General features: G+C 70.1%; 10 protein-coding genes. 8 read left to right on the forward strand and 2 right to left on the reverse strand.

Annotated features, from left to right (window positions below; genetic code table 11):
• Window positions 1–28: 28 nt before the first annotated feature.
• Complete coding sequence (locus ABW16_RS15640) at window positions 29–1777, forward strand: ABC transporter ATP-binding protein (RefSeq protein WP_047320102.1); 1749 nt, start codon at window positions 29–31, stop codon at window positions 1775–1777.
• A complete protein-coding gene (locus tag ABW16_RS15645) occupies window positions 1774–3654 on the forward strand; it encodes an ABC transporter ATP-binding protein (protein WP_047320103.1) in 1881 nt (626 codons plus the stop codon). The genes ABW16_RS15640 and ABW16_RS15645 overlap by 4 nt, the downstream gene beginning before the upstream one ends.
• Window positions 3655–4338: 684 nt before the next feature.
• Here ABW16_RS15645 and ABW16_RS15650 read toward each other — a convergent pair.
• The gene (locus ABW16_RS15650; RefSeq protein ID WP_047320104.1) at window positions 4339–5316 is read right to left on the reverse strand and encodes an Acg family FMN-binding oxidoreductase; all 978 of its coding nucleotides are present in this window, start codon (window positions 5314–5316) and stop codon (window positions 4339–4341) included.
• A 212-nt stretch (window positions 5317–5528) separates the two neighbouring features.
• Between ABW16_RS15650 and ABW16_RS15655 the strand changes: the two genes are divergently transcribed.
• Entirely contained in the window at window positions 5529–6350 is an 822-nt protein-coding gene (locus ABW16_RS15655) for a type IV toxin-antitoxin system AbiEi family antitoxin (protein WP_082134143.1), read from the forward strand.
• Window positions 6347–7243: a nucleotidyl transferase AbiEii/AbiGii toxin family protein gene (locus ABW16_RS15660; protein ID WP_047320106.1), complete on the forward strand. Its 897-nt coding sequence runs from the start codon at window positions 6347–6349 to the stop codon at window positions 7241–7243. Before ABW16_RS15655 ends, ABW16_RS15660 begins: the two co-directional genes overlap by 4 nt.
• On the opposite strand, the gene ABW16_RS15665 is transcribed toward ABW16_RS15660, so the two are convergent.
• A complete protein-coding gene (locus ABW16_RS15665) occupies window positions 7240–8349 on the reverse strand; it encodes an adenylate/guanylate cyclase domain-containing protein (RefSeq protein ID WP_047320107.1) in 1110 nt (369 codons plus the stop codon). The genes ABW16_RS15660 and ABW16_RS15665 overlap by 4 nt on opposite strands.
• A 32-nt stretch (window positions 8350–8381) precedes the next feature.
• Here ABW16_RS15665 and ABW16_RS15670 point away from each other — a divergent pair, with 32 nt between their 5' ends.
• From ABW16_RS15670 to ABW16_RS25440, 4 genes are all read left to right on the forward strand, one after another.
• Window positions 8382–9533 (forward strand): MalY/PatB family protein, encoded by a 1152-nt coding sequence (locus ABW16_RS15670; RefSeq protein WP_047320108.1) that lies wholly within the window; start codon window positions 8382–8384, stop codon window positions 9531–9533.
• An 18-nt stretch (window positions 9534–9551) separates the two neighbouring features.
• Window positions 9552–9977: an HIT family protein gene (locus tag ABW16_RS15675; protein WP_047320109.1), complete on the forward strand. Its 426-nt coding sequence runs from the start codon at window positions 9552–9554 to the stop codon at window positions 9975–9977.
• Between the two features lie 17 nt (window positions 9978–9994).
• The gene (locus ABW16_RS15680) at window positions 9995–10450 is read left to right on the forward strand and encodes a nitroreductase family deazaflavin-dependent oxidoreductase (protein WP_047320110.1); all 456 of its coding nucleotides are present in this window, start codon (window positions 9995–9997) and stop codon (window positions 10448–10450) included.
• 71 nt (window positions 10451–10521) lie between these two features.
• Window positions 10522–14571: a PecA family PE domain-processing aspartic protease gene (locus tag ABW16_RS25440; protein WP_052956941.1), complete on the forward strand. Its 4050-nt coding sequence runs from the start codon at window positions 10522–10524 to the stop codon at window positions 14569–14571.
• Window positions 14572–14577: the final 6 nt, after the last annotated feature.

Raw genomic sequence — 14577 nt, forward strand, 5'->3', positions numbered from 1 at the left:
GGCGGCACGGGTATGCGACAGTAACCCCATGCTTCTGGCGCTGCTGCGCTGCTACCTCAGGCCCTACCGCTGGCCGGTCGCTGCGGTGATGGCACTGCAACTGATCAGCACGCTGGCTTCGCTGTACCTGCCGACCGTCAACGCCACGATCATCGACGACGGCGTGGTGCGCGGTGACACCGCGGTCATCGTTCGGCTGGGCGCGGTGATGCTCGGCGTCACCGGCGTGCAGATGCTGTGCGCCATCGCCGCGGTCTACTTCGGCGCGCGCACCGGGACCGGCTTCGGGCGCGATCTGCGCCGGGCGGTGTTCGCCGCGGTGATCGGGTTCTCCGAACGCGAGACCACCCGGTTCGGGGCGCCGACCCTGTTGACCCGCACCACCAACGACGTCCGCCAGATCCAGCTGGTGGTGCAGCTGGGCGCCAGCACGCTGGTCACCGCGCCGATCATGAGCATCGGTGGGGTGCTGATGGCGGTGCACCAGGACAAAGGACTGGCCTGGCTGCTGGCCGTCAGCGTGCCGGTGCTGGCGCTGGCCAACTACCTGATCGTGACGCGGATGCTGCCGCTGTTTCGGCGCATGCAGATGCTGATCGACAACATCAACCGGGTGCTGCGCGACCAGCTCACCGGCATCCGGGTGATCCGCGCGTTCGCCCGCGAGCCCTTCGAGAAAGACCGGTTCGCCCAGGCCAACACGGCCCTGTCGGACGCGTCGCTGACCGTCGGGAACCTGCAGGTCCTGATGCTGCCGACCACCACGCTGATCATCAACGCCTCCAGCGTCGCGCTGATCTGGTTCGGCGCGCTGCGCATCGACGCCGGTCAGATGCAGATCGGGTCGCTGATCGCGTTCCTCTCCTACTTCATGCAGATCCTGATGGCCGTGCTGATGGCCACCATGGTGCTGGCGATCCTGCCGCGCGCCGCGGTCTGCGCCGAACGGATCACCGCGGTGCTGTCCACCGAGCCGACCATCGGGCCGCCGGCCCAGCCGGTGTCACCGTCGTCGCGCACCGGCGAGGTCCGGCTGCGCGGTGTCGGCTTCCGCTACCCGGGCGCCGACCGCTCGGTGCTGTCCGACGTGTCCCTGACCGCGCGGCCCGGCACCACCACCGCGGTGGTCGGCTCCACCGGGTCGGGCAAGTCCACCCTGGTGTCGCTGATCTGCCGGTTACGCGACGTGACCGACGGCGCGGTGCTCATCGACGGCGTGGACGTGCGCGACCGTGACCCCGAGGAGCTGTGGGCGGGCATCGGCCTGGTGCCCCAGCGCGGTTACCTGTTCTCCGGCACCGTCGCCGACAACCTGCGCTACGGCGCCCCGGCCGGCGCAGTCGTCAGCGACGAGCAGATGTGGGAGGCACTGCGGGTGGCCGCCGCCGACGACTTCGTGGCGGCCCACTCTGACGGGTTGGCGATGCCGGTGGCCCAGGGCGGGATCAACCTGTCCGGCGGGCAGCGCCAACGGCTCGCGATCGCCCGGGCGGTGATCCGCCGACCCCCGATCTATCTGTTCGACGACGCGTTCTCGGCCCTGGACATCCGCACCGACGCCCGGGTGCGCGCCGCCCTGCGGGAGGTGGCCGCCGACGCGACGGTGATCATCGTGGCGCAGCGGATCTCCACCGTCGTGCAGGCCGATCAGGTGATCGTCCTCGACGACGGCCGGGTGGTCGGCACCGGAACCCACGTCGAACTGCTGGCCGGGTGCCCGACCTACGCCGAGTTCGCCGAATCTCAGTCGGTGGCCGCCGGGGTCGGTGGCCTGTGACCGCGCCGGTGGAGGCTCCGACGGTACGGGCCGCGCACTTCTGGCCGACCGCGCTGCGGCTGGCCCGGCGGATGGGCCCGCAGCGCCGGCTGATCGCGGCGGTCATCAGCCTGTCGCTGGGCGGTATCGCGCTCGGTGTGGCCGGGCCTCGAATCCTCGGGCATGCCACCGATCTGGTGTTCAACGGCATCATCGGCCGCGGTCTGCCGGCGGGTATCACAAAGCAGCAGGCCATCGAGGACGCCCGCGCCGCCGGCCGGGGCACCTACGCCGAGATGCTGTCGCGGATGGATCTAGTGCCCGGCGCCGGTGTCGACTTCGCCGCGGTGGCGCGCACGCTGGCGCTCGCGATGGGCCTGTATCTGGTTGCGGCGCTGATGGTCTGGACGCAGGCTCGGCTGCTCAACGTGATCCTGCAGCGCACCATGCGGGCGCTGCGCCGCGACGTCGAGGACAAACTGCACCGGCTGCCGCTGCGGTATTTCGACGCTTCTCGGCGCGGTGAGCTTTTGAGCCGGGTCACCAACGACGTCGACAACACCGCGACCTCGGTGTCGATGACGGTCAGTCAACTGTTCTCCTCGGTGCTGACCGTGCTGGTGGTGCTGGCCATGATGCTGTCCATCTCGCCGCTGCTGGCCGTGATCACCGTGGCCGGCGTCCCGGTGACACTGCTGGCAGTACGGTCGATCACCAGGCGCTCACAACGGCTCTTCGCCGCGCAGTGGGCCGCCACCGGGCAGCTCAACGCCCACCTCGAGGAGACCTACAGCGGTTTCACCCTGGTGCGCACGTTCGGCCACCGTGACTGGGCGCAGCAGCGGTTCGACGACTGCAACGACGAGTTGTACCGGGCCGGGTTCGGCGCCCAGTTCTTCTCCGGGCTGATCGGGCCGGCGACCGGGCTGATCGCCAACCTCGGTTACGTCGCGGTCGCGGTGGTCGGCGGATTTCAGGTGGCCACCGGGCAGATCACGCTGGGCAGCGTTCAGGCGTTCATCGCCTATGTCCGCCAGTTCAACCAGCCGCTGGGGAACCTGGCGTCGATGTTCAACGCCCTGCAGTCCGGTGCCGCCAGCGCCGAGCGAGTGTTTGCCTTCCTCGACGAGCCCGAAGAACCCCCGGCCCCGTCGGCTTCTTTGCCGCTCTACGGTGCCGGCGGCCGGGTGGAGTTCCGCGACGTCAGCTTCGGCTACCGGCCCGGCGTGCCGGTGATCGAGGACCTGTCGCTGAGCGTGGCGCCCGGCAGCACCGTGGCGATCGTCGGCCCGACCGGGGCCGGCAAGACCACCCTGGTGAACCTGCTGATGCGGTTCTACGACGTGGACCGCGGACAGATCCTGATCGACGGGGTGGACATCACCGGCGTGGACCGCTGCGCACTGCGTTCATCGATCGGCATGGTGCTGCAGGACACCTGGCTGTTCACCGGGACGATCGCCGAGAACATCGGCTACGGCCGGCCCGACGCCAGCGAGGACGAGATCATCGAGGCGGCCCGCGCCGCGCACGTCGACGCGTTCGTGCGGACTTTGCCGGACGGCTATGGCACCCGGGTCAACGACGACGGCGGGGCCATCAGCGCCGGCGAGAAGCAGCTGATCACCATCGCCCGGGCGTTTCTGGCCCAGCCGCAGCTGCTCATCCTCGACGAGGCCACCAGTTCGGTGGACACCCGCACCGAACTGCTGATCCAGCGGGCGATGCGCGAGCTGCGCCGGGGCCGCACCAGTTTCATTATCGCCCACCGGCTTTCGACGATCCGCGACGCCGATTTGATCCTGGTGATGCAGGCCGGCCGGATCGTGGAGCAGGGCACCCACGCCGAGTTGCTGGCCCGCCGCGGGGCTTACTGGGCCATGGCCGAGGGCAGCTGAATTCGGCGAAATCAACCATTGCCCAGCGCTGGCCAGCGGCGTAAATTCGACTGCGAAGCAGGCCCGGACATGACCGATCCGAAGAGCTGGAACAGTGGGTGAAAGCCAGCCGCGCAGGAAGTGTAGACGCTCCCAGTTGTCAGCCGGGCCTGCCCTAATTTTCCGGTGGCGGCCAAATCCAGAACCACGGCCAAATCCAGAACCATGTGACAGTTGCCCGGCTTTGAGCGACTAATCGCAAGGGGCTCGTTTCACCACCTGTGACTGTCGCTCAAAGCCGGGCAAACTTTCCTATCCCCCGAGCCGTCGCCTCATCCCCCAGCCGTCGCCGCCCGGCTCACTCGGAAATTGCCGGAGACCCGGCACAGGTGCTCTGACCGTGAGTGTGAATTTGACGACGCGACACGCCCGTGTCACGTCGTCAAATTCACACTGGGCGCCTATTTTTCCATCCCCCACGACGCGGCGCAGCCCCTAGCTCCGCTTCGCGCGACAAATGGCAACGGGCCCGTTTCACCACCCGCGGCTGTCGCTCAAAGCCGGGCAACTGTCCTATCCCCCAGGCGCCGCTCCCCTCAGACGCCGCTGCCTTATCGACGGTGCCGTGTTCGCCGTATGGGACCCGCGGGTACGCGCGGCCGGACACGAGACCGCCGTAAGGCTGGCGCCGAGTCCATAGCCCGATCAGATCTTCAGGTGCAGTACATCGGCCAGCGGTCGCCGCGGCGTGGGCACCGGGGGCTTTTCCAGCGCCGGCGCGCCACCGACGCGCACCAGCACCTGGGGCAGGTCATCGCCGCCGACCAGTCCGGCGAGCAGCGCCCGGGCGGCAGGCACCTCGGTCAAATGCGTTACCGGGCAGGTCGCCAACCCGGCCATCGTGGCTTCCAGCAGCACTGTCGAAAGCGCCTCGCCGCAGGCCAGCGCATCCTCCGGCTCGTCGCTGGCGGTCGCCAACAGCACGATTTTCGAATGGTCGTCGCCGACCTCGATACGTCGTTCCCGGTTGTGGGTGACCGGAAATGTCCGCCCGATGTCCACCCGATCACTTTCGGCGGCCGAGACCAGCGCGCTCTCCGGAATCCCGTCGGAGACCTCGAACGGTGCTGTCCACCAGCCGAGTTCGGCGTGATACGACGAGTCGTACAGGCGCAGCGCCTCGGTGAGCTGGGAGGCATCGGCAAGCTTGGAGCGCAGCTCGTCGGCGAGCACGCTCAGTCGCACCGGGCCGGTCACGGTGTCGTGCAGCACCGTTTCGAACGGCTCCCAGTTACTCGGCTCCATGAACGGCAGCCGATCGGTGTGGCGCGTCAGGATCGCCCCGGCGCGATACCGGTCCAGTTCCGTGACCCGTTCCGCGGCGGTGAAGCCGATCGAGGCCAGGTGCTCCGCCTGCGCGGCATCCGGGAACCGCTCGACGTCGGCCGTCCAGCCGGCCGCGGCCATCGCCACCCGCAGATGGTCGAGCACGGCGCCGCAACTGATCAACGCCTCACGCGCCGACTGGTCGCCGTGCACGGCGCGGGTCGGGTCCAGGTACAAATCCAGCCGCCCTCCGCCGGCCACCCATCGCCACGGCTGGCTGTTGTGCAACGACGGCGCCCGGCAGGCCAGCCGCACCGCTTCGGTGAGAACCTCGGAATCCACGGTCGTCTCCAGCATCAGCCACCTCCAACTGGGTCTGTCGACTTCAGGCTCCCAGCCAGCTCCCAGTCGCAACAGGGGCCGTTAGTCACCGGCCGGACGGCTTTGGACCCGCGTCAGTCGGGTTCAGAGGGCAATCGCTTCGGGTTGACCCGCGCCCAAGCCGTTCCGGCCGCACCACTGTCGGATACACCCTTAATTTGTTACTATTTACCGAATTGAGGTGGTAAATGACAGCAGCACGGAGGATATCGCGATCAGTCGCGCCGGTCGTAGAGCAACTTGAGCTTGACGGCGACTTACTGGTGCCGCTCGACCGGCTAGCTGCCATCATGCGCCAGGTCGGGCTTGAAGCCGACCAAACGGCCGCGCGCCACCTTGCCTACGAACTCCAACGTGAAGGCTGGCTGGGGCCACTGCGAACCCGACACGTCTGGGAATTCCTCCCGGGCGCCCGCGGCGGCGCCTACGGCTCTGGCGACCGCTTCATTGAGCTTCGTGCCCAGCTTGCCGTGAACCCATCCTGGCCTGGCGTACTCGCAATGGACTCAGCTGCATCCATACTCGGACTGGCGCAGCGGATCCCCGAACAGGAGGTGGTCGCCCTGCCTGTCGACACCTCGTTTCCGAAGGCACTCACCGGCGACTGGCGCTATGTCCGGATCGAGCTGTCCAAGCCAGGACTGACGACAATCAACGGATTGCCGTCCTGGAACATCGAGGGTCTGCTCGTCGGGATTGCGGCACGGCCCTCGGCCTACAAAGATGTCGCCGGCCTTGGGCAATGGCTGACGGAGTCGGTCGTAGACGTGGATAAAGACACCGTCATCAGCCTGCTGAAGCCGATGCACCGCACAACAGCACAACGCGCTGCCTACCTCCTCGGAGCAGCCGGCAACGACTACTTGCGAGCCGCGATCCTCGCGACCTATCCGGCGAGGGGCACAGCGTGGCTCGGCCCTCGCATCGCCGGTCAGGGTGTCTTTGACGCCCTGACGCAAGTCAATGACACCCTGCTACACCCGTATCTCAACGTGGGTGGCGGCTCATGACCCGCATCACCGACGGCCACCTTGCGCGCCACTATCAAGGAGTAAAGGGCGGACGCGACGCTGCTCTGCTGGACATCGCGCAGGACCACGCCTTGCGCCTGATCCACAATGCCGGGCTATTCGACAGCGGCCTGGTGTTCAAAGGCGGCACGGCACTGCGGAAGTTCAGGGCGGGCAACGCCGGCCGCTTTTCGACCGACCTCGACTTCGCCGCGCCCGACGAGGACCTGGCGCTTGCCACCCTGCGGGCTCTCGACGGCGTTGAGATCGACGGATTCGCCTTCGCAATCGAAAATCTCGGCGACGACGGCCGGCGTGGAGACCTGAAGGTCGACACACCGTTCGGCCGCCCGCAACTGGGCGCCAAGGTGGAGTTGGCACGCCATGCACTGAGTTTGGAGCCCGAGACGCTTGATCCCGTGCACCTGCCGATCCACGATCGGTATGACTTCACCCTGCCTCCGACCCCTGTCGTACGGGCCGAGGAAGCCGTCTCCGAGAAACTCGCGCGATACCGTCGCGTTTCCCTGGCCCGCGATCTCTACGACCTGCAATGGTTTGCGACCTCGCGGGTGATCGACGAGGCGCTCACCCGGCGGCTGTGGGTTCTCAAGGCCTACCGCGACGTCGTCGTCGACGGACGTGGCAACAAACCTGTCGATCCCGACGAGGTGCTAAGACCACGCGACCCAAGCGAATTCCAGCGTGAGGATATCGGCTACCTCACCAAACCTGTGCGTCTCAAAGAGTGGATCGCCGTTGTGCGTCAACGCTACGGCTTTATCTCTCGCCTGGACGCAGACGAACGACACTGGGCTCAATGCAACGAGCGAGACCTCTACCAGGTCCAAACAGCGCTGGCGTCGCTGAGGGCCGCGCACCTCAAACCCTAGGTTTGGGTGTGGCGGACGCGGAACAGACTCACCTCGCTCTTGATGCCCTTGAGGTGACGTCCGCCGGCGAACGACCACTGGAAGGCGTCGGATTCGGTCAGCGCCACCCGCACCGGCTCCGCGACCAGCACCGTGCCCGGCCGGGCGACCCCGGTGATCCGGCTGGCGGTGTTCACCGGGCTGCCGAACCAGTCCCCGACCCGGCTCACCGCCTCGCCGGAGGCGATACCGGCACGAAGCCGAGGCAGGCTGTCGTCGGCCTGAGCCGCCTCAACGAGCCGCAGCACCGCGTCGACCAGCGGCGCAGGCTCCGGGCACACGAACATCACCGCGTCGCCGATGGTCTTGATGAATCGCACCGGCGGAACGGCGATCTCGCGTCCCAGCACCGTCAAGCGCTCGGCGAGCTGAACCAGCTCCTCGGGCGGCACCATCTCCCCGAGCCGGGTGAAGCCGACCAGGTCGGCGAACGCGACGGTGATCTGCCGCGCCCCCGGCAGCGGTGCGCCCGCCAAGCGCTCGCTGGCGGTGACGGCGTCGATGTCGAGCTGATGACGCAGCTGCATCATCAGCATGTCCTGGACGAACGGACCCAACATCGGCGCCAGCCCCGCCACCAGATCCCGCGACCGCTGAGCGATCTGCAGCTCGGTGACACCCGGCTCGCCGATCGCCGACAACACCGTGAAGCGCATGAATTCCGCGGTGTGCGCCAACCCGTCGGCCAACAGGCGAGCGGTCTGCAAGGCCTGCTCGGCATCGATGCCGGCGTCGATGAAGCGGCGCGCATGCATGGCGATACTGGCGTCGGCGCGCATCTGCGCCGGGGCGTCCGGATCCTCCATCCAGGGCAGCCCGACCGCCCGCAGCAGGCGCTGCAACTGATCGAGGTCGACTCCGGTGGACTCGCTGATCTCGCGAGCCGAGACGTAGGTGCCGTCGTCGCCGACCAGCCGTCGCGACGCCAACAGCATCGGTGAGACGTTCCCGCGGATCTCCTCGGCGGTGACGCCCTGCCCCAGCAGCCATTCGATCAGTTCGGCGCGCTCAGCACGCGCGGAGCCGTCCAGCCCGTCCAGCAAGTCCTCGATTTCGGGGTCAGCCACGCCGCAAACGTATCTCGCGGCAGACTGACGGAGTGGCTGAAGTCTTCGATGCGCTGACCCCCGCTCAACTCCGTGCCCGCAACACCGTCAAATGGAATCACTTCGGTCCCGACGTGCTGCCGCTGTGGATCGCCGAGATGGACTTCCCCACCGCGCCCGCGGTGCTCGACGGGGTACGCGCCTGCGTGGCCAACGAGGAGTTCGGCTATCCGGCGCTGAGATCCGACGCGCTGCCGGTGGCCCTGACGCAGTGGTGCCTGCACCGCTACGGCTGGTCCATCCAGCCGGAATGGGTGCGGGTGGTGCCCGACGTCCTCAAGGGCATGGAGGTGGTGATCGAGTTCCTCACCCGCCCGGAGAGCCCGGTGGTGTTGCCGGTGCCGGCCTACATGCCGTTCTTCGACCTGCTGACCGTCACCGGCCGCCAACGCGTGGAAATCCCGATGACACAGCAGGATTCAGGCCGCTACCTGATGGACCTGGACGCCCTGGACGGCGCGTTCGCCGCCGGGGCGGGGTCGCTGATTCTGTGCAATCCGAACAACCCGCTGGGCACCGCCTTCACGGCCGAGGAGCTCAGCGCGATCGTGGACATCGCCGCGCGCCACGGCGCCCGGGTGATCGCCGACGAGATCCACGCCCCGCTGGTCTACGACCGGCCCCACGTCGCGGCCGCCGCGGTGTCGCCCGCCGCCGCCGACACCGTCATCACGCTGATGTCGGCCTCCAAGGGCTGGAACCTGCCCGGGCTGATGTGCGCCCAGGTGATCCTGACCAATCCGCGCGACGTCGAGGCGTGGCGCAGGATCAACATGCTGCACACGATGGGCGCCGCCACCGTCGGTATCAGCGCCAACCTCGCCGCCTACCGCCACGGCGGACCCTGGCTGGACGCCCTGCTGCCCTACCTGCGAGCCAACCGCGACCACCTCAGCCAAGCGCTGCCCGCAGCGCTGCCCGGGCTGCGGATCAGCCACCCCGAGGCCACCTACCTGGCCTGGGTCGATTTCCGGGAGCTGGGACTGCCCGCCGAACCGGCCGAGATCCTGCTGGCCGACGCGCGGGTGGCACTGAGCCCGGGTATCCCGTTCGGCGGCGGCCGGGGCTTCGCGCGGCTGAACTTCGCCACCACCCGGGCCATCCTCGACCGGGCGATCGAGGCGATGGCCGGTGCACTGACCTGACGCATTACCGTGGCGGGCATGTCCTGCGTGTTCTGCGCCGTGGTCGCCGGTGATGCGCCGGCGGTGCGGGTTTTCGAAGACGACGACTACCTGGCGTTTCTCGACATCCGGCCGTTCACCCGCGGCCACACCCTGGTGATCCCCAAACAGCACTTCGTGGACCTCACCGACACCCCGGCGGCCACCCTGGCCGGCATGCTCGCCGTGGGACAGCGGATCGCCCAGGCCGCGCGCAGCTCGGGGCTGCACGCCGACGGCAACAACCTGGTGATCAACGACGGCCGGGCAGCCTTTCAGAGCGTGTTCCATATCCACCTGCACGTGGTGCCGCGCCGTGACGGCGACCGACTGTCCTTCGCCAAAGGCCTGCTGGTGCGCCGCGATCCGGACCGCGAGAGCACCGGGGCGATCCTGCGGTCGGCGCTGGCGAGCAGCGGCAGCTAGCGGGCAGACTCGAGGGTATGGCTCATCTATCCCTGATCGACAAGGTGGGCGTCCGAGCGCTCGGCCTGCACAGCCTGATCTACCAACAGACCAACGGCTGGATCGGCCACAAGGTCCCGGGCCTGCCTCCCAACCTGTTGCTGCACACCGTGGGCGCGAAGACCGGCCAGCCGCGCACCTCAGCGCTGAGCTACGCCCGCGACGGCGACGCATACCTGATCGTCGCGTCGATGGGCGGCGCGCCGCGCTCCCCCGGCTGGTACCACAACCTCAAGGCCAATCCCGAGGTGGAAATCAACGTCGGGCCGAAGCGCCTGCGGACCATCGCGCAACCGGTGCTGCCGGATGACCCGGACTATGCCCGGCTGTGGCGAATCGTCAACGCCAACAACGCCGATCGCTACGAGGGCTACCAGCGCCGCACGACCCGGCCGATCCCGGTGGTGAGGCTCACGCCGGTGCCCGCTACTTAATAGGCGTTATTTCCGAGAGTAGTCCGTTGTTCTGCTTTGCTCAGGTATCACTCAGCTAGTACTTTGGGGCGATGAGTCGTCAGGGCGGGCCGGGTAAGTCGAAGTCAGCACGCCGGCGCCTGGCGGGAGCCGGAGCGGCGGTCGGCACTTTCCTGGCCGTCGGGCTGACGCCCGCGACGTCGTCGGCACACGCCGACGGGATGGACTTCGACTGGCTGGTCGACATGTTCACGCCGGTCGCCGGGGTCGCCGCCGACACCACTCCCCTCGACTCCGCGGCATGGTTTGACCAGCTCTTCTACGATCCGTTCCACACGTCGATCGAGAACTGGATCAACAGTGACTTCGGGTCGATGGTCAACGGCTGGATCAACACCGCCTCCGGGCAGTTCCTGATCGGCGACGGCACGGACGGCACCGAGCTCAACCCCAACGGCGGCGCCGGCGGCCTGTGGTTCGGCGACGGCGGTGACGGCTTCGACCAGAGCGCCGCCGGGGTGGCCGGCGGCAACGGCGGGGCGGCCGGCATGTTCGGCGACGGCGGGGCCGGCGGCGACGGCGGGGCCGGCGCGGCGGGCGGCATCGGCGGTGTCGGTGGGTCGTTCATGGGCAACGGCGGTGTCGGCGGCACGGGCGGAGTCGGTGTCGACGGCGCGGCCGCCGGTACCGGAGGCGCCGGCGGCGATGCCATCGCCTGGCTGTTCGGTAACGGCGGGGCCGGCGGCATGGGCGGAACGGGGTCCGTGGGCGCGGGCGCGACCGGGGCAACGGGCTTCACCGGGGGCAACGGATCGCTGGGCGGTGCCGGCGGTGTGGGCGGGTCCAGCCTGTCGGCGCAGTACGGCGACGGCGGCCGCGGTGGTGCGGGCGGTAGCGGAGGCACCGGCGGAGCGGGCGGAGCCGGAACCGCTGGGATCGACGCGACCACCGCCGGTGGGGCCGGCGGTAACGGCGGCAACGGCATGCAGGGCGGCAACGGCGGGGCCGGCGGCAACGGCGGGGCCGGCGGCGCCTCGGCCAACGGGGTCGCGGGTCTGCAGGGTGCCGGCGGCAACGGCGGCAACGGTGGGTCAGGCGGGGCGGCCGGCGACGGCGGGGCCGGCGGCAACGGCGATGCGAGCAACCCCGACGGCGGTCGCGGCGGCAATGGCGGCGCCTTCGGCGCCGGAGGATTCGGCGGCGACGGCGGGGCGGGCTCCGTCCACGGCGCCAGCGGGGCGACCGGGACCCCGTCGGACTACGCGGGGAACGGCGGCGCGGGCGGCAACGGCTACGACGCGGCTTCCGACCCCAACGCGGCACCGGGCACCAGCGGCGGCAACGGCGGCGCCGGCGGTACCGGCAGCCTGCACGGCAACGGCGGGGCCGGCGGCGTCGGCGGCAACGGCTCCAACGGCGTCAACGGTGGGCCCGGCAGTATCGGCGGGGCCGGTGGCAGCGGTGGCAACGGTGGCGCCGGCGGCGCCTCGCTCGGCGACGGCCACGGCGGAGCGGGCGGAGCCGGCGGCAATGCCGGCAACGGCGGCACCGGCGGCAACGGGTCGGCGGGGACAAACGCCACCACGGCAGGCGCGGCCGGTGGCAACGGCGGCAACGGCATGCAGGGCGGCAAAGGCGGGGTTGGCGGCAACGGCGGCGCCGGCGGAACCTCGGCTGAAGGAACCGCGGGCCAACAGGGCGCCGGCGGGAATGGCGGCAACGGCGGGACCGGCGGCACCCCCGGTGACGGCGGCAAGGGCGCCAACGGCAATGCCAGCAACCCCAACGGTGGCCGCGGCGGCAACGGCGGCCAAGCGGGTGCCGGGGGCCTCGGCGGTGCCGGCGGGACGGGCTCCGTCCAAGGCGCCACCGGCGCGACCGGATCGGCATCGACCGCGCACGCCGGGAACGGCGGCGCCGGCGGCAACGGCTTCAACGCCGTCACCCCGGGCGCCAGCGGCGGCAACGGCGGCGCCGGCGGAACCGGCAGCCTGCACGGCGACGGCGGCGCGGGCGGAAATGGCGGCAACGGCGCCACCGGCGCCAATGGCAACCCAGTCCTTAATAACGGCAACGCCGGAGACGGCGGCAACGGCGGCAAGGGCGGAGCCGGCGGCAACTCGCTCGGCGACGGCAACGGCGGCAAGGGCGGAGCGGGTGGCAACGCCGGCAACGGCGGCCGCGGCGTGGACCAGAGCCAACTGCCCCCCAGTGCCACCCTGCCCGGCAGCGGCGGCGACGGCGGCAAGGGCGGTGTCGGCGGGGCCGGCGGCAGCAGCGCCAGCGCCCATGGAACCGGCACCGGCAATGGCGGCGCCGGCGGCGCGGGCGGAGCCGGCGGCAACGGCGGCGGCAACGGCATCGCCACCCTGGACATCGCCAACAGCGTCCCCTACGGCAGCGGCGGCGACGGCGGGGCCGGCGGCGTCGGCGGCAACGGCGGACTCGGCGACACCGGAGCACTCGGCGGCGGCGCCGGCTTCAACGGTGGAAGCGGCGGCGCCGGCGGTACCGGTGGTGCGGGCGGCTCGGCCTACACCGGCAGCGTCGCGCTGCACGAGCACGGCACGTTCGGCACCAACGGCAACGGTGGCGCCGGGGGTGGCGGCGGTACCGGTGGCGGCGGCGGCACCGGCGGTGCCGGTGACGACAGCGCGGGCGGCACCGGCGGCAACGGCGGCAATGGCGGGGCGGCTGGTAACGGCGGGGCTCCCGGCTCCGGGTTCAACGCCCAACCCGGTATCAACAAGGCTCCGGTCGGCATCGGCGGCGACGGCGGGAAGGGCGGCGCCGCCGGTTCCGGCGGGTCCGGCGGCAAGGGCGACACCGGCTTCAACGGCGGCACCGGCGGAAACGGCGGCATCGGCGGCGCGGGCGCCAATGGCGGGAGCGCCACCGGCACCTACTACGCGCAGGGCTCCAGCGGTGGTGACGGCGGAAACGGCGGCGCCGGCGGGAACGCCGGAGCGGGCGGCGCCGGAGGTTTGGGCGCCCATGCGGGCAGCGGAGGCAACGCCGGCGCGGGCGGCCACGGCGGCGACGGTGGTGACGGCGGAGACGCCACGCTGGCCGGGACGAACGTGCACGGCGGGGCGGCCGGTGACGGCGGCGACGGCGGGGCCGCGGGCGCGGTAGCCGCCGGCGGGCTCGGAGCCAACGGCGGCAGCGGCGGCGACGGCGGCGACGGCGGTAGCGGCGGGACCATCGGCAGCCACGGCGCCAACGGTGCCGGGGGCGCCGGCGGGGCCGGTTCGGGCTCCGGGCACGCCGGCGCGACCGGCGGACCCGACGGCCCGGTCAACGTCACCGTCCCGCTGTACCTGCAAAGCGGCGGCATCAGCCCGATCGTCTACATCTCGATCAACGGCGGGCCGCCGGTACCGGTCCAGATCGACACCGGCTCCACCGGTCTGACGATTCTCAACAGCGCCGTCGGCAACCCCGGTGGCCTCGGCGATGTGCTGCTGTCCGGCAACTCCAGCTACGCGGGCCTGGGCAACAACAGCTACGGGTTCCAGACCTACAGCACCACGGTGGGTTTCTGCGACAAGGTTGCCTGCTCAGGCGACATCGTCACCGACCCGACCGCCGTCAACGTGGTCACCTCGTCGTCGAACGCCCTGATGACGCAGTACTTCAACCAGTACGGCATCGTCGGGGTGTTGGGCATTGGGCCCAACAACGGCCACGCCGGCACCTCGACGATCATCTCGGCGCTGCCCGGCGCGCTCAACCAGGGCGTGCTCATCGACGAGCAGACCGGTCAGCTGACCTTCGGGCCGAACCCGCTGACCCCCGAGATCTCGGTGCCCGGGTCGCCGTTCGTCGACACGATGGTGTCGATCAACGGTGGCGCCCCGGTGGCGGTGTCCACGTCGCTGGACTCCGGCGGCATGTACGGCAGCATTCCGCAGTCGCTGTTCCCGCAGCTCGGGGTCGGTTCGCAGGTGCCGGCCGGCACGGTGATCTCGGTGTACAACGCCGACGGCAGCACCTTGCTGTACTCCTACACCACCACCAACAACGGTCCGTATGTGACGTCGGGCGGGGCGGCCAACAGCGGCTATTACCCGTTCTCGGTGAACCCGGTCTACATCGACTACCGGCCCAGCGGTTTCGGGGCCACCATCATCAACCGCTGAGCCGTC

This window comes from Mycolicibacter heraklionensis (assembly GCF_001021505.1).
GTDB lineage: Bacteria > Actinomycetota > Actinomycetes > Mycobacteriales > Mycobacteriaceae > Mycobacterium > Mycobacterium heraklionense.

Coding starts and splice junctions, on each gene's coding strand:
- ABW16_RS15675 (WP_047320109.1), top strand. CDS start 9,552: ATGTCCTGCGTGTTCTGCGCCGTGGTCGCCGGTGATGCGCCGGCGGTG.
- ABW16_RS15655 (WP_082134143.1), top strand. CDS start 5,529: ATGACAGCAGCACGGAGGATATCGCGATCAGTCGCGCCGGTCGTAGAG.
- ABW16_RS25440 (WP_052956941.1), top strand. CDS start 10,522: ATGAGTCGTCAGGGCGGGCCGGGTAAGTCGAAGTCAGCACGCCGGCGC.
- ABW16_RS15680 (WP_047320110.1), top strand. CDS start 9,995: ATGGCTCATCTATCCCTGATCGACAAGGTGGGCGTCCGAGCGCTCGGC.
- ABW16_RS15650 (WP_047320104.1), bottom strand. CDS start 5,316: ATGCTGGAGACGACCGTGGATTCCGAGGTTCTCACCGAAGCGGTGCGG.
- ABW16_RS15660 (WP_047320106.1), top strand. CDS start 6,347: ATGACCCGCATCACCGACGGCCACCTTGCGCGCCACTATCAAGGAGTA.
- ABW16_RS15640 (WP_047320102.1), top strand. CDS start 29: ATGCTTCTGGCGCTGCTGCGCTGCTACCTCAGGCCCTACCGCTGGCCG.